Source organism: Caballeronia sp. LZ016 (assembly GCF_031450805.1).
In the GTDB taxonomy this organism is placed as follows: domain Bacteria; phylum Pseudomonadota; class Gammaproteobacteria; order Burkholderiales; family Burkholderiaceae; genus Caballeronia.
This window is the reverse complement of record NZ_JARTVY010000005.1, coordinates 51,545-66,627: the sequence shown is the minus strand read 5'-3', so window position 1 is coordinate 66,627 and position 15,083 is coordinate 51,545. Positions and strand designations below refer to the sequence as shown.

9 protein-coding genes are annotated in these 15,083 nt (G+C 67.7%); 8 read left to right on the top strand and 1 reads right to left on the bottom strand.

The window, feature by feature from the left end; translation table 11 throughout:
- Positions 1–32: 32 nt before the first annotated feature.
- Positions 33–2,192 carry a CHAT domain-containing tetratricopeptide repeat protein gene (locus P9220_RS24150; RefSeq protein WP_309768333.1) on the bottom strand — a complete coding sequence of 720 codons (2,160 nt, stop codon included), beginning with the start codon at positions 2,190–2,192 and terminating at the stop codon, positions 33–35.
- A gap of 151 nt (positions 2,193–2,343) precedes the next feature.
- Here P9220_RS24150 and tssJ point away from each other — a divergent pair, with 151 nt between their 5' ends.
- The 8 genes from tssJ to P9220_RS24110 all read left to right on the top strand — a co-directional run bounded on the left by tssJ (position 2,344) and on the right by P9220_RS24110 (position 15,079).
- The gene (gene tssJ, locus P9220_RS24145) at positions 2,344–2,841 is read left to right on the top strand and encodes a type VI secretion system lipoprotein TssJ (protein WP_309768332.1); all 498 of its coding nucleotides are present in this window, start codon (positions 2,344–2,346) and stop codon (positions 2,839–2,841) included.
- A 120-nt stretch (positions 2,842–2,961) separates the two neighbouring features.
- Positions 2,962–4,302: a type VI secretion system baseplate subunit TssK gene (gene tssK / locus P9220_RS24140; RefSeq protein ID WP_309768330.1), complete on the top strand. Its 1,341-nt coding sequence runs from the start codon at positions 2,962–2,964 to the stop codon at positions 4,300–4,302.
- A gap of 21 nt (positions 4,303–4,323) precedes the next feature.
- Positions 4,324–5,646 (top strand): DotU family type VI secretion system protein, encoded by a 1,323-nt coding sequence (locus tag P9220_RS24135; RefSeq protein WP_309768328.1) that lies wholly within the window; start codon positions 4,324–4,326, stop codon positions 5,644–5,646.
- A gap of 2 nt (positions 5,647–5,648) precedes the next feature.
- Positions 5,649–9,293 (top strand): type VI secretion system membrane subunit TssM, encoded by a 3,645-nt coding sequence (gene tssM / locus P9220_RS24130; protein ID WP_309768326.1) that lies wholly within the window; start codon positions 5,649–5,651, stop codon positions 9,291–9,293.
- A gap of 16 nt (positions 9,294–9,309) precedes the next feature.
- Positions 9,310–10,068, top strand: coding sequence for a type VI secretion system-associated protein TagF (tagF, locus tag P9220_RS24125; protein ID WP_309768325.1), 759 nt, complete (start codon positions 9,310–9,312; stop codon positions 10,066–10,068).
- Entirely contained in the window at positions 10,065–11,915 is a 1,851-nt protein-coding gene (locus P9220_RS24120; RefSeq protein ID WP_309768324.1) for a serine/threonine-protein kinase, read from the top strand. The genes tagF and P9220_RS24120 overlap by 4 nt, the downstream gene beginning before the upstream one ends.
- A gap of 991 nt (positions 11,916–12,906) precedes the next feature.
- On the top strand, positions 12,907–14,328 hold the full coding sequence (locus P9220_RS24115) for an MltA domain-containing protein (protein WP_404980224.1): 1,422 nt from the start codon (positions 12,907–12,909) through the stop codon (positions 14,326–14,328).
- Positions 14,329–14,374: 46 nt separating this feature from the next.
- Positions 14,375–15,079, top strand: a complete 705-nt coding sequence (locus tag P9220_RS24110) for a response regulator transcription factor (protein ID WP_309768321.1) — start codon at positions 14,375–14,377, stop codon at positions 15,077–15,079.
- Positions 15,080–15,083: the final 4 nt, after the last annotated feature.

Below are 15,083 nucleotides of genomic sequence, written 5' to 3'. Positions count from 1 at the left end.
GTTATCGAGTGGGATCGCATGGCGCACGGCTGTCAGCGCGCGACCGTGAGCCGCCAGTTGCCCATCAGGTCGAACGGCGCCCAGTAGAACGGATGCGCGAACTTGCGATCCGCAAGCACCGCGAGCTGCGCGTCGCGCATCGCGTCGATGGCCTCCTCGCCTTTCGTGAGCGAGCCGTAGAACGTGCGCATCGTGAGCGCGGTCGACTCATCGGCGACGGGCCACATCGACACGAGCAGCGCCGATGCGCCCGCATAGAAGAACGCGCGCGTGAAGCCCATGATTTCGTCGCCGCGCTCGATGCGCCCGAGCGCCGTCTCGCACGCGGACAACGTGACGAGCGCCACCGAGTCGAACCTGAGGTTGTAGATGTCCTGCGCGAGCATCGGGTCGGGGCCGTCGGCGGGTTGCGTAGCCGGCGCGAGCAGCACGCGCGAGTGCAGCGGATCGACGGTGTCGGCCTGCGCGTGCGTCGCCACATGCACGATGCGGCCCGCCGGCGCGTTGTCGCTGAAGGTCTTGCGCGTGACATCGCCCTGCAGGAACGCTTCGCGCCTGGCGAACAGCGGACCGATCGCGCGGACTTCGGCTTCCGCGCCCGGCAGATCGAATTCCGGCGCAATGCGCGGATTGCCGAACGCGACGAGATCGCTCGCGATGCGCTGGGGCCGCCGCACGAGCTGCACCGCGATGCTCGCCGACGGCGCGAGCGCGAGCGCATGCCGCTGAATCAGGAATCCGTCGGCGTTGCGCAGCGCCTGGAACGGCATGTAGTGCAACGCCCCGTTCGGCACGATGACGAGCCGCTCCCCGGCACGCAGACCGAGCGGCGCGATCAGAAGCGCGTCGAGCTTCGCGCCATAGGTCAGCGCCTGTGGACGCCCGCGCACGATCGCGCTTCGAAAATCATCGACGGCGAGCGCCATGTCCTTGCGCGCGATCGGCAGCGTGAAACCGCGAATGCCATCGGCGCGCACGACCCACGCGATCATCCTGTCGCCAAGGCCGTGAAATTCGATGATCGCCTCGCCGGGCTTCAGCGCGCCGCGCACGTCGTCGAGCGAGAGCGCGCGGCCGTTGAGCTGCGTTTCGTCGACATTGCCGGCGAGCCGGTTGCGCACGACATCGAGCAGCGCGCGACTGCGGCTCTTTTCCGAGAGCGACCATGCGAGCGCGTAGTCTCCATCTTCGACGACGAGCGCGATGGTCTCCTCGAAGACCGTCTGCGTATCGGAGAACAGGCCGGTCTTGAACTCGTCGCTGCGAAAACGCGCGCGGATGGACTCCGATTCGTCGAGCGCGGCGAGCCACGCGTCGCGCGCCTTGCGGCGTTCGCCGAGCGCCAGATACGCGCGGCCCATGCCTTCCTGCGCCCAGAGCTTGTCGTAGCTGGCGTCGGAGCCGCCTTTCGCGGCGCTGGCGGCGAACGCGTCGAGCGCCGCGTGCGGTTCGTTCTCGGCGAGCAGCAGATTGCCTTCGATGCGCTTTCGGAGCGGCGCGAGCAGGCTCTCGTCGACGCCCGCTGTCTGCGCGAAGGTCGCGCGCGCGCCCGCCGCATCGCCGGCAGCGATCTGCGCGTTCGTGATCGACAGCAGCACCATCGGCCGATAACGCGCCGACGCCGCCGCGAGCGCCGCGCGATATTCCCCGAGCGCGGCGGCCGGATCGCCTCGCCGCGCCGCGATGTCGCCGAGCACTTTGTGCGCCGGGGCGAGCACTTGCTGCGGATTGCCCGCGCCGGCGGCGATGGCTTCCTTCGCGTAGCGTTCGGCATCGGGAAGATCGCCGGCATAGCTGTAGGCGATGGCCAGATCGCGCCGCGAGAGCGCGGCGAGATTCGCGTTGTCCGTTTGCGCCGCGACGACGAGCGCGCGCGAGGCCGCCTCGATGCTCTCCCGAAAATCCCCCCGCTCCGCCGCCGCCACCGACATGCTGCAGTACGCGTAGCCGTCGAGCTTCACCTGATCGCGTGCGAGCAGGAGCCGCCCTTCCTGGGACAGCGTCGCGATGGTCTCGGCGTCGCGCACGCGTGCTTCGGCCTGACGCGCGGCGGGCGTGAGGGCTTCGTCGCGCGAGGTCCCGGCATCGGCTCGCGGTGCGATGCAAGCCGCGCCGAGCAGCGCGATCGCCGCGACGAGCCGCCTCGCCGCGTCGCGGGAAAGGGCCGGCGCCATACGCTGATTCGGTTTCACGAACGCGCTCCTCGATGACCGTCGCTTCGCATCCGTCGCCGACACGCTGCCGGCGCGATGCCACGATTAGACGAAACACCGCAGCCGATTTAAAAAACGCGGCGGCATGGTTCGTCTGCTGCTGTGTCGCACGTCACTTACCGGGCCACTCATGAACCGCGCGCGTTTTTTCGCCGTGCCGCTTTGCGCGCTGGCGCTCGCCGCGTGCAAGTCCGCGCCGCCTCCGCCGCCCGCGCCGACCATCGTTCGCATCACCGTGAATGCGCTCGATGGCGCGAATCCCGACCGCACGGGACGGCCGTCGCCCGTCGTCGTGCGCGTGTACGAACTGAGAACGACCGCCGCGTTCGACAGCGCCGACTTCTTCACGCTCTACGGCAAGGACCAGGCAACGCTCGGCGGCGACCTCAACGCAAAGAACGAATTCCTGCTGCGCCCGGGCGATACCCGCAGCGTCGAGCAGGCCGTGCAGCCGGGCACGAAGTTCGTGGCGGTCGTGGCGGCGTATCGCGATATCGAACGCTCGCGCTGGCGCGTGACCGAGCCCGTGCCGCCGAATCAGACCACGCTGATGAACGTGCGCGTCGATGCCGCCGACGTCACCATCGCCGCGCAGCCCGCGCCGCCGCCGCCATCGAAGAAAAAGTAACGGCAGCGCAGGCAGGGCCTCGGCGGCTTCCAAAATCGTTTGGCTGAATCGTTCTTTGACCGGAGCGTTCGGGCAGTCGAAGCGCCGGGCGCAAGGCAACGCGTGAGACTTCGAGCCACCATGACCTGGCACCAACGCATGATCTGGTCCGAGGGCCTGTTCCTCGAACCGCAGCATTTTCAGCAACATGACCGCTTCATCGAGCATCTCGTGCGTTGTCATGCACGGGCGACGGAAGCGTGGTCGTGGGGCTGGGCTGACGTGAGGATCGACGACATCGCGCTCGGGCTCGGCAAGATCGCGCTGTCGTCGGCGTTCGGCGTGCTGCCCGACGGCGCGGCGTTCTCGTTTCCCGACGATGCGCCCGCGCCGCCGCCGCTCGACATTCCGCCCGGCACGCGCGATGAACTCGTCCTGCTCGCGCTGCCGCTGGTGCGCGCCGGAGCCAAGGAATTCGATTCCGACGGCAACGCCGATGCCCGCGCCGATGCGCTGCGTTATCGCACGAGCGACACGTCCGTCGCGGACATCACGACGAGCACGGATCGCATCGCGCAGATTCGCGTCGGCGCGCCGAACCTGCGGCTCATGCTCGCGCGCGACGCCACCGACGCTTTCGCGACGATCGGCCTGGCGCGCGTGCTCGAGCGTCGTGCGGACAATCGCGTGCTGCTCGACCCCGCCTACATCCCGCCGATGCTCCACGCGCTCGCCGACCCGCGCCTGCTCGGCCATGCGCAAGAGCTTGCCGGTCTCGCGCATCAGCATGCGGACCGGCTCGCGAGCCGGCTGGCGAATCCGGGACGCGGGGGTGTCGCGGAAATCGCGGATTTTCTGCTGCTGCAGACGCTCAACCGCTTCGAACCGCAATACGGGCATCTGCTGCAGTCGCCGCTTCTGCATCCCGAGCGCCTTTATCAGACGACGCTCGCGTTCGCCGGCGATCTCGCCGCCTTCGACGAACGGCGTCGCGTGCCTGCGTATCCGCCGTATCGGCACGACGATATCGCCACGTCGTTCGAGCCGCTCATGCGCGACGTGCGGCAACTGCTTGCGCAAGTGCGGGAGCCCGACGCGGTCGCGATCGAATTGCAGAGCCGCAAGCCCGGCGTGCGCGTCGCGATGATCAACGATCTCGAACTCGTGCGAACGGCGGGTTTCGTGCTCGCCGCCAACGCGCAGATGCCAGGCGAAGCGCTGCGCACGCGCTTTCCCACGCAGGTGAAGGTCGCGCCCGCCGAGAAGCTGCGCGATCTCGTCAATCTCGCGCTGCCGGGCATCGGGCTGCGGGCGATGCCGGTCGCGCCGCGCCAGATTCCGTTTCACGCGGGCTTTTCGTACTTCGAACTGGATCGCGGCGGCGAGCTATGGAAGGAGCTGGAGCAGACCGGCAATCTGGCGATGTACATCGCAGGCGAGTTTCCGGCGCTGGAGCTGGAGTTCTGGGCCATCCGACACTGACTGCATCGATTCCCCGACGCCATGACGAACCACGACGATCCCTTCGCCGGATTCGAATCCGACCAGACGATCATCAAGCCGAATCCGGGCGCGCGACGGCGCGTTCCGGGCGCGAGCGAATCGCGCACGAGCGGCGGCACGGAAGGCGCGTTCCCGGCGGATGCCGACCCGCGCGCCTTCGATGCCGCCTTCGTTCGCGGCGGCGCGGTCAATCCGCTGGTCGCCGCGTGCGCGCCGCTTTTGCAGCTCGCGCCGCGCATCCGGGCGATGAGCGCCTGCGCCGATCCCGCCGCGCTCCGCGATTCCCTCGCCGCCGGGGTGCGCCGCTTCGAGTCGGAGGCGCGGGCGTGCGGCGTGCCCGCCGAACAGGTCACGGCGGCGCGCTACATGATCTGCACGATGCTCGACGAAGCCGCGTCGGGCACGCCGTGGGGCGCGGGCGTGTGGGCGCGGCAAAGCCTGCTGGTGACGTTTCATAACGAAGCGTGGGGCGGCGAGAAAGTCTTCCACTTGCTCGCGGGGCTCGCGCAGAAGCCCGCAGTTCATCTGCATCTGCTGGAGCTGTCGAACATCGTGCTGGCGCTCGGCTTCGAGGGACGCTATCGCGTGGCGGCGCAAGGCAGGCAAACGCTCGACGCCATTCGCGTGCGGCTGCATCAACTGATCCGCAAGGAACGCGGCGAGCCCGAGCGGGCGCTGTCGCCGCACTGGGAAGGCGTGCCCGCCGCGCGCCGACGCACGACCGACGTGCTGCCGGTCTGGGTCGCGGGCGCGCTCGCGCTCCTGCTGCTCGCCGGTGCGTATCTGGCGATGAGCTTCCAGCTCGGCCGCCTCTCGGATCCGGCGTTCGCCACGCTCGCGTCGATCCGCGCCGGGGCGCAGCGGCCTCTCGTCGTTACGCAGGCGGCGAAGCCGCGCCTCGCCGAGTTCCTCGCGCAGGACATCCGCGATGGCCTCGTCAACGTCGACGACCGCGTGGATCGCTCGGTCATCACGCTGCGTGGCGACAACGTGTTCAGCCCAGGCAGCGCGCAGGTATCGGCGCAGACGAAGCCGCTGATCGCGCGCATCGCGGCGGCGCTCGGCGCGGTGCCAGGCAACGTGCTCGTCACCGGCCACACCGACGACCGGCCGATCCGCTCGGCGCGCTATCCGTCGAACTGGGAGTTGTCGCAGGAGCGGGCCGCGAACGTGCGCGACCTGCTCGCGGCCACCGTCCCGGCTGCACGCCTCAAGGCCGAAGGACAAGGCGACGCCGATCCCGTCGCGCCCAACGACTCGCCCGCCGGCCGCGCGCGGAACCGGCGGGTGGAGGTGACGCTGTTCGCCAGGCCGGGTTCGTGAACATGAAGAAGATTCTGTCGATCCTCTTTCATCCGGTGCTGCTGACGATCATCGGATTCCTGCTGATTGCCGGAGCGGTCTGGATCGCGGGACCGCTGCTGTCGTTCGCGGGCAACTATCCGCTCGAATCCACGACGGCACGGTTCATCGCCATCTGCTGCGTCGCATTGCTGCTCGTGGTGCGGCGGCTTTACGTCGCGTGGCGGGCGCGGCGCACGCAGGCGGCGTTGTCGGCGGGACTCGCGAGCCATGACACGACGCCCGCACACGCCGCCGCGCCGGGCGCCGGAGAAGCCGAAGTCGCGACGCTCGCGCAACGCTTTGACGAAGCGCTCGCCGTGCTGCGGGAAGCGCGCCTCACCGCGTCCGGCGGCAAGCCCGGCTGGCGCGACTGGATCACGTTCTCGGGGCGGCAATATCTCTACCAGTTGCCGTGGTACATGTTCATCGGCGCGCCGGGCGCGGGCAAGACCACGGCGCTCGTCCACTCGGGGCTGCGCTTCCCGCTCGCCGAGCGATTCGGCACCGACAAGATTCGCGGCGTCGGCGGCACCCGCAACTGCGACTGGTGGTTCACCGACGAAGCCGTGCTGATCGACACAGCGGGCCGCTACACCACGCACGATAGCGACCGCGACGCCGATCACGCCGCGTGGCAAGGCTTTCTCGCGCTGCTGAAAAAAACCCGCCCGCGCCAGCCGATCAACGGCGTGCTGCTCACGCTCGCCGTGCCCGACCTGCTCGCGGCCTCGCACGCCGGCGCCGGCGAGAGAGTGGCTGAGCGGGCCGCGACGCTGCGCGCCCGCATGCGCGAGCTGATCCAGGCGTTCGGCACGCGCTTTCCCGTCTATGTGCTCGTGACCAAGGCGGACCTGCTCGCGGGCTTCACCGAATTTTTCGCGGATATGTCGAAGGAAGAGCGCGCGCAGGTCTTCGGCTTCACGTTTCCGTACGAACCGGGCCGCGCCCTGACCGATGACGAATTCGCCGCGCGCGTCGACGCGGAACTCGATGCGCTCGAAGCGCGGCTCGTCGGGCGGCTGCACGATCGTCTGCATCAGGAAAGCGGGCTGGCCGAGCGCGCGGCAATCATCGGCTTTCCTCAGCAGTTCGCGGCGCTCAAGCCGCTTCTCGCCGAGGCGCTCAGCGCAACCTTCATGCACTCGAAGCACGACGAGCTGCCTTTCTTGCGCGGCGTCTACTTCACGAGCGGCACGCAGGAAGGCACGCCGATCGACCGCGTGATGGGTGCGCTCGCGCGCGCCTTCCGCATGGACCGCGTGGAGCGTGGCACGCCGCCGCGTCCGTCGAGCGGGCGCAGCTACTTCATCGAGCGGCTGCTGAAGCAGGTCGTTTTCGCCGAGCAGGGACTTGCCGGGTCGAACGTGCAATGGGCGCGGCGGCGGCATGTGCGGCGGCTGTCGGCGTACGCGGGCATCGCGGCGGCGAGCGCGTGCGTGCTGGCGCTCTGGGGTACGAGCTATTTGCGCAATCGCGCCTATGTCGAGGACGTCGAGCGGACCGCGCGCACCGCGAAGGACGCGGTAGCGGGGACATCGGCGGCGAATGCGAGTCTCGTCGCGCAGTTGCCGCTGTTATCGGCCGTGCAGAAGCTCGGCTCCACGCCGCAAGTCGATGCCGCGCATCCGCCGCTCGCGATGCAATGGGGCCTGTGGCAAGGCGCGAAGCTCGACGCGGCCGCGACCGGCGCGTACGAACGGCTCCTGACCGACCTGTTCCTGCCGAAGCTGGCCGCGCGCATCGAGGAGCAGGCGCGCAGCGCGAACGCGTCGAACCCGGGCTATGCGTACGAGGCGCTGAAGGCGTATCTGATGCTGAATCAGCCCGAACATCAGGACCCGGATGCGCTGAAGGTGTGGATCGTCACCGACTGGGACCGCTCGCTGCCGCGCGATGTCGGCAACGAGGAACGCGCGGCGCTCGCCCGTCATCTCGACGCCCTGCTGTCGCGCGGCGTCGTGCATCCGAATCTACCGTTCGACGAACGGCTCGTCGCGAGCGTGCGCGCGATGCTCGCCGCCAGCACGCTCGCGCAGCGGGTCTACGGGCGCGTGAAGCAGCAAGGCGTCGGCGCGGATTATCCCGAGTTCACCGTCACGCGCGCGGGCGGGCCGAATGCCCAACTCGTCTTCGTGCGGGCGAGCGGCGCACCGCTCACGCGCGGCGTGCCGGGCCTGTATTCGTTCGACGGCTATCACAAGGCGTTTCTCAAGGCCGTCGACGACACCGCCGCGCAACTCGCCGCCGAGGAACCGTGGGTGCTCGGCATCCGCGATCAGAGCGGCCTGCGGCGCGGCGATCCGGCAGCGATGCAGCGGCTGACGCAGGACGTGCGGCTGCTGTATCTGCAGGACTATGCGCGCACCTGGACGGAATTCCTGAACGATATCCGCATCGTGCGCGCGGACAGCCTGTCCCAATCGGCGCAGATCGCGCGCATTCTCTCCGCGCCCGATTCGCCGCTCGCGATGCTCGTGCAGGCGGCATCGCGTGAAACGACGCTCGCCGCGAAGCCACAGGACGAGACGACCGTCGTCGACAAGGCGAACGACAGGATCAGCGCGGCGCGCAAGCGGCTGGAGAAGATCATCCGCGGACCGGACCCGACGAAGATCGCGCCCGTCGCGCCGGGCACGCGGCTAGAAAGCATCGTCGACGATCGCTTCGCCGCGCTGCACGCGCTCGCGACGAGTCCCGGCGCCGGGCAGCCCGCGCCGATCATGCAGACGCTCGCCCTCATCAACGATGTCTACGCGTACCTGAGCGCCACCAACGAAGCCTTGCAGCAGAAGACCGCCCCGCCCCCCTCCGACGCCCCCGCGAAGCTGCGTTCGCAGGCTGCGCGCATGCCGGAGCCGATCCGCACGGCGCTGCTCGATCTCGGCAGCCAGGGCGCGGCGGAAACGCTGCAGGCGCGGCGCGTGAACCTTTCGGCGGACCTGAAGGAATCGATTTCGTCGTTCTGCGATCGGGCGCTCGGCGGTCGTTATCCGTTCGTGCAGGCGTCGGGACGCGACGTGCTGCCCGAGGACTTCGGCGCGCTGTTCGCGCCCGGCGGCAAGTTCGACGATTTCTTCCAGAAGCATCTCGCGCAGGACGTCGATGTATCCGCGAAACCGTGGGCCTTCAAGAAATCCGATTCGAGCGCGGCGCAGATCAGTCCGGCCGGGCTCGCGCAGTTCGAGCGCGCGGCCACGATTCGCGGCGTGTTCTTCCGGGGCGGCGGCAAGACGCCGGCGCTTGCGCTGCAGTTCAAGCCGCTCGACATGGACCCGACGATCCTTTCCTTCACGCTCGACATCGACGGGCAGATTCTCACCTACGCGCACGGCCCGCAGGTTCCCGCGACGGTCCAGTGGCCCGGCGCGCGAGGCTCCGGCCGCGTGAGCCTGCAACTGACGCCGCCGCCGTCGAACGGGGCGAGCAATCTGGTTTTCGAAGGACCGTGGGCGCTTTTTCGCATGTTCGACCGGGTCGACGTGCAGCCGACCGGCCAGCCGGAGCGCTTCGTTGTGACCTTCGATATCGAGGGACGCAAGGCGCGCTTCGAAGTGACGGCGAACAGCGTCGAGAATCCCTTCCGGCTCGCCGACCTGCGCGCGTTTTCGTGTCCCGAACGTCTATGAAGGCCGATGCACGCCCATGAGCGACGATCTCGCCAACGCCCTCGCCGATGAAACGCCGGCAATTCCCGGCTGGTACGGGAAGCTGCCTTCGCTCGGCGATTTCGCGGCGCGGCGCTTGTCGGATGCGTTCGTCGCGCCGTGGGATGCGTGGCTTGCGCAGCGCGTCGGGGAGGCGCAGCTCGCACTCGGCGCAGACTGGCTCGCGCTTTATCTCACGTGTCCGGTGTGGCGCTTCTTCGCGATGCCGGGCGCGATCGCTCCGGCGCTCACGCAGTGCTGGGCGGGCGTGGTGATGGCGTCGGTGGATCGCGTGGGCCGGCATTTTCCGTTGACGATCGCGGCGTCGCTGCCGTGCGCGCCCGCGCGGGGCGGCGAGATCGTCGCGCTGTGGGAATGGCTGTCGGCAATCGAAGGCGTCGCGCTGGCCGCGCTCGATTTCGATCACAGCATCGAGCGGCTCGATGCGCAACTTGCTGCGCTTCCCGCGCCGGCGCTCGCGCCGCCGTCCGACAACGCGCGCGCCGCGGTGCTGAGCGAGCCGTGGACGGTGCAGTCGGCGGCCGTGCTGCCCGATGCCCTTGCGCGCACGTTCGCCCCCATCTGGCAGACGGAGCTGTATGGCATGAGCATGTGGACGTCGGCGCAGGCCGCGCCGCTGTCCGACGAGACCGGCGAGTTACCGGACGCGACGCCCAGGCCGTTCACGATCTGGCCGGTGTACGGCCTGCCGGACACGGCGCTCTTTACGACGCTGCTGCGGGATCGTCCATCATGAACGCCACCGGCAGGCATCCCGGCGAGCGCGTCCCGGAGGACGGCGACGAAGGCCGGACCGAAGTGAACATCGAGGCGAACGCCGGGGATGACAGGACGGTAATCGTGAGCGGCGCGCGCGCGCCGTCGCCGGACATGACCGCGACCGATGGCGTGCTGCCGCCCGGCACGCGGCTCGGCGAATTCGAGATTCTCGGCCTGATCGGCGAAGGCGGCTTCGGCATCGTGTATCGCGCGCTGGATACGTCGCTGGATCGCGAGGTTGCGCTGAAGGAGTACATGCCGTCGGCGCTGGCGTCGCGTGTGGGCGCGACGCAGGTGCAGGTGAAGTCGTCGCGCTACGAGAGCATGTTTCGCGCGGGGCTGAAGAGTTTCATCAACGACGAGGCGCGGCTTCTCGCGCGCTTCGATCATCAGTCGCTCGTGAAGGTGTATCGCTTCTGGGAGGCGAACGGCACGGCGTACATGGTGATGCCGTATTACCGTGGCGTGACGCTGAAGGATGCGCTGAAAGCGATGCCGGGGCCGCCCGACGAAGCGTGGCTGCGCGCGCTGCTGACGCCGCTCGTGGATGCGCTCGCGGTGCTGCATGCATCGAACTGCTTTCACCGCGACATCGCGCCGGACAACATCATCTTGCTGGACGACGGTCATCGGCCGGTGCTGCTCGATTTCGGCGCGGCGCGGCGCGTGATCGGCGACATGACGCAGGCGCTGACGGTGATCCTGAAGCCGGGATATGCGCCGATCGAGCAGTATGCGGAGGTCTCGTCGCTGAGGCAGGGACCGTGGACGGACCACTATGCGCTTGCGGCGCTGGTCTATTACGCGATCACGGGCAGGACGCCGCCGCCGTCCGTGGGGCGGATGGTGAGCGACAGTTATCAGCCGCTTGCGAAGCTGGCGGCGGGACGATATTCGGATCGTTTTCTGAGGGCGGTCGATCATGCGCTGGCGGTAGTGCCGGCCGATCGTCCGCAGACGGACCGGCAATTTGCCGACGAGCTGGGGATTGTGCTCGATGCGGCATCGGCGGAGCGCGGGGCGGGCGTCGTCGATGGAAGGGATCCGCCGCGTGCGGTGGCGACGGCACGGCGTCGCGTGAGATGGGTGGTAGGCGCGGGATGCGTCCTTGTGGCCGTGGCGGGGTTTGGCTGGCTTGTGCCGAAGATGATGTCGCATGGTCCGCCTGCGGTCCGTGTGGAAGGCCCGGCGAGCGGGACGGATGGGAGGGATGGGACGGAATTAGCGGCGGATCGCTCGGCGTCTGTGGCGGAGACGGTGTCTGAGCCGGTTGTGCCGCTGCAGGCTGCGTTGCCGCCGTTCACGCCGGCTGGGGAGTTTGCGCGGATTGTGTCGTTGTCGGACCCTTCGGTTGCGGTGAGGGTGGAGGTGCCGCTCGAGCGTGCGGTGGTGGATCGGGACAGGTTGCGTTTCATTGTGACGAGCGACCGTGCTGGCTATCTGTATGTTTTCGCGGTTGATCCTGCGAATCAGTATTTGCAGCTTTTCCCGAATGAGTTGGACAGGGACAACCGGGTGGTGGCGGGCAAGCGAGTGGTGTTGCCGCGGGCGGCGTGGCCGATGCAGGCGGGCGAGCCGGTTGGGGAGAATCATTTTCTGGCGATCGTGTCGCTTGCTCCGCGCGATTTTTCGGCGCTGGATATGGCGCATGACTCGGTGTTCGGCAGTGTTTCTGCGTCGGCGCAGGCGGTTGCGGCGGCGCAGCGGACGCTGAGTGCATCGCCGTTTGCGGGTGTGCCGTCATGCGGGAGCGAGGCGCCGTCGTGCCCGGTGGCGTATGGGGCGGCGACGTTCAAAATCGATGTGGTTGGATCGTCCAGGTAGGGGGGCGTGGCTATGAGCCGTGACGAGCAAAGAGAAGAGATCGGTGCTAACGAGCCAAGGGGCTCGGAGGACGTGAGTAGTCAGTGGGCGCGGAAGGTGATTCAAGGCTCTTTGCAAGCGTGTTCTACGGAGTGCGTACGCGCATTTGTGCATCGTGCGGTACGAGAAAGACTTGCGTTCTGTGGTCAGCATGGGGCGGCGACGTTCATGATCGATGTAGTTGGATCGTCCAAGTAGGGGGCGTGGCTATGAGCCGCGACAGAGCAAAAATGAGAGATCGGCGTTAACGAGCCAAGGGGCTCGGAGGACGTCAGTAGTCAGTGGGCGTGGAAGGTGATTCAGGGCTTTTTACAAGCTGAGTGCCACCGATCTTCTACGAAGTGGTCACGCAAGTCTGTGCATTGGGCGGTTCGAAGAAAAGCTGCTTTCTTTGGTTACTTTCTTTGCATGGGACCAGAGTAAGGCGCTAAAGCGCCAACTCTGGTCGACAGCCAAGAAAGTGACCCCCGCCCCGGGGAGGGGCGCGCCAATAGACCGACGCGGAAATACAGAACTCACTCGCTAAGCAATTCGAACAAAAAAAGGATAGCGCAAAGAAGTCGAGGACATCATGTCAGAACGAGCAGCGAGCGCCCGAATTCTAACGATAGCTTCAGCAGTGGCACTGCTACTAGGAACGGGTTGCGCGACCCCTCCCCCGCCGCAGGCAGAAACCCCAACACAAACCCCACAACGAGAACGAGAAAGAGAAAGAGAACAAGAAAAACAAGACCAACCGGAAGAACCCCGAATGATCCCCGCGACTCCGACGGGCCCGGAACCGGGCATAACGAGCCCATTACCCGCGACCCCAACGGCATCGATAACAGGAACCGCGACTGCATTCGCGACAAAAAACGCCCTGTACACGCCAGTGCAATTCAAAACCGTGCCGGGCTGGACAACCGACGACGTATCGGAATCGTGGGAAGCGTTCAAAAAGAGCTGCTCGGTGCTAGCCGCAAAACCGGCCTGGGCGGCCCCTTGCGCCGCCTCGCGCGGCATCAGCGCGACGAACGCCGCGGCCATCAGGCGCTTCTTCGAAGACAACTTCACGGTGTACCAGATCCGCAACGTAGACCGCACATCACGCGGCGTGCTGACCGGCTATTACGAGCCCGTGATGCGCGGCAGCCGCCGCTACGACCCGCCCTATGTGTACCCGGTCTACGGCGTCCCCCGCGACATGCTCTTCCTGGATTCCCGCAAGCTCCCGCCCGGCGCCCGCTCGGAGCCGACGATGGCCCGCGTAGAGGGCCGCACCGTGGTCCCGCTGACCGCCCTGTCGATGAGCCGCGCAAAGAACGTGTATGCGCTCGACCTCGGCAACAGCATCCCCGACATCCGCGACAAGAAGCTCCGCTTGCGCGTCGCGGGCGGACGCATCGTGCCGTATCTGTCGCGCGCGCAGATCGAACGAGGCCGCATCGATGCGCCCGTGCTCGCGTACGTTGCCGACCCGGCGATGCTCTACTCGATGCAACTGCAGGGCGCAGGCAAGATCATCCTGCCCGACGGAACGAGCGTGATACGCCTCGCCTATGCCGAACAGAACGGCTTCGCGTTCAATCCTCCCGTCGCGACGGCGCAGACCAAGGGCCGCAAGGTGCTCGTGCGCGGCGTAGAAATCGCGCTGGAAGAAGGCGCGGCCAGCGCGGACGACACGCCGGAATCCGCATCCGGCGATACGCCCCAATCCCCGCTGCTGCGCGGCGCCGCAGATGAGCCTGCCGCCGACGAAGCACCCGATTCGCCGCTCCTGCGCGGCTTCAACCTTGCAAAGAGCGCGACGCCTTCGGTGCACCCATCGCGCGTGAGCACGCCATCGCCGGCGGCGAAGACCGCAAGCGCGGGCGTCGCCCAGATCGATTCACCGCGTGCAACGAACAAGGCCGCCGCGCCGCGCACGAACGCAGCGCCCATCGCCTATACCTTCGCGACATCCGATCCGAGCTACGTCTTCTTCCGCCCCATCCCCGATTCGCCCGCCGGGCCGATCGGCGCGCTCGGCGTCCCGTTGTCGCCGGAACGCTCCGCCGCCGTCGATCCCCGCACGACGCCGCTCGGCGCACCGGTCTTCATCGATGCGAGCGAGTCCGGGTCGGGGGCGCCGATCACGAGGCTGCTGATGGCGCAGGACGCGGGCGGCGCGATTCGCGGCGCGGTCCGCGCGGACTACTTCTTCGGCACCGGGGCAGACGCGCAGCAGAAGGCGAGCAAAATGAAGCAGCCGGCGCAAATGTGGGTTCTCCTGCCGAAGGGCTTGCGGATTTCGGCGAAAGAATCGGGCGTGCGCGTGCGCGGCGGTCCCGCGATGCCGAGCGCCGATTGCGTCGTGAGCGATCCGGACTTGTGCGTCGACGATACACAGTGAATGATGCGGTATTGCCCAGCGCAAACACCTCCAGCCGGGAGAAGCCATGAGGTTCCTCGTCGCCGACGACCACGAGCTGATCCGTCAGGCCGTCAAGTCGCTGTTACGCGGAATCGATCCGGACGCGCAATTCGACGAAGCCGATAGCTGGGATACGCTCGCCGCCGCCGCGCGGCCCGAAGCGAACCACGACCTTGCAATCGTCGATCTGCATATGTCCGGGATGGCCGGCGCGTCGTCGCTGACGGCGCTGCTGAAGGCGAATCCCGCGCTGCCGCTCGTCGTGCTGTCGGCGGAGGAATCCGTCGATGAAATGCGCGCCGTGCTCGCGGCGGGCGCGCTCGGCTTCGTGCCCAAGCGCGAGCCGGCCAACGTGATGCTCAAGGCGATCGAACTCGTGCTCTCCGGCGGCGCGTACGTGCCGATCGAAGCGCTGAGTCTCATCGGCGGATCGCGTGTCGCGCCACCCCGCACCGCTTCACCGTCGCCGAACACATCCAGCAACGGCCCTGCCGCCACGCTCGCGCCGCATCATCTGCATCTGATGGAAAACCTGTCGCCCCGCCAGCGCGAAATCATGCGGCTCGTGCATCACGGCTGCACGAACAAGATGATCGCCCGCGAACTGCAAGTGGCCGAAGGCACGGTGAAGGTCCACTTGTCCGTGATCTTCCGGGCGCTCGGGGTGCACAACCGCTCGTCGGCGATCGCGGTCATCAACGGCTGGCTGCAGGCCGGGCGCGAGCTCTGAGCGC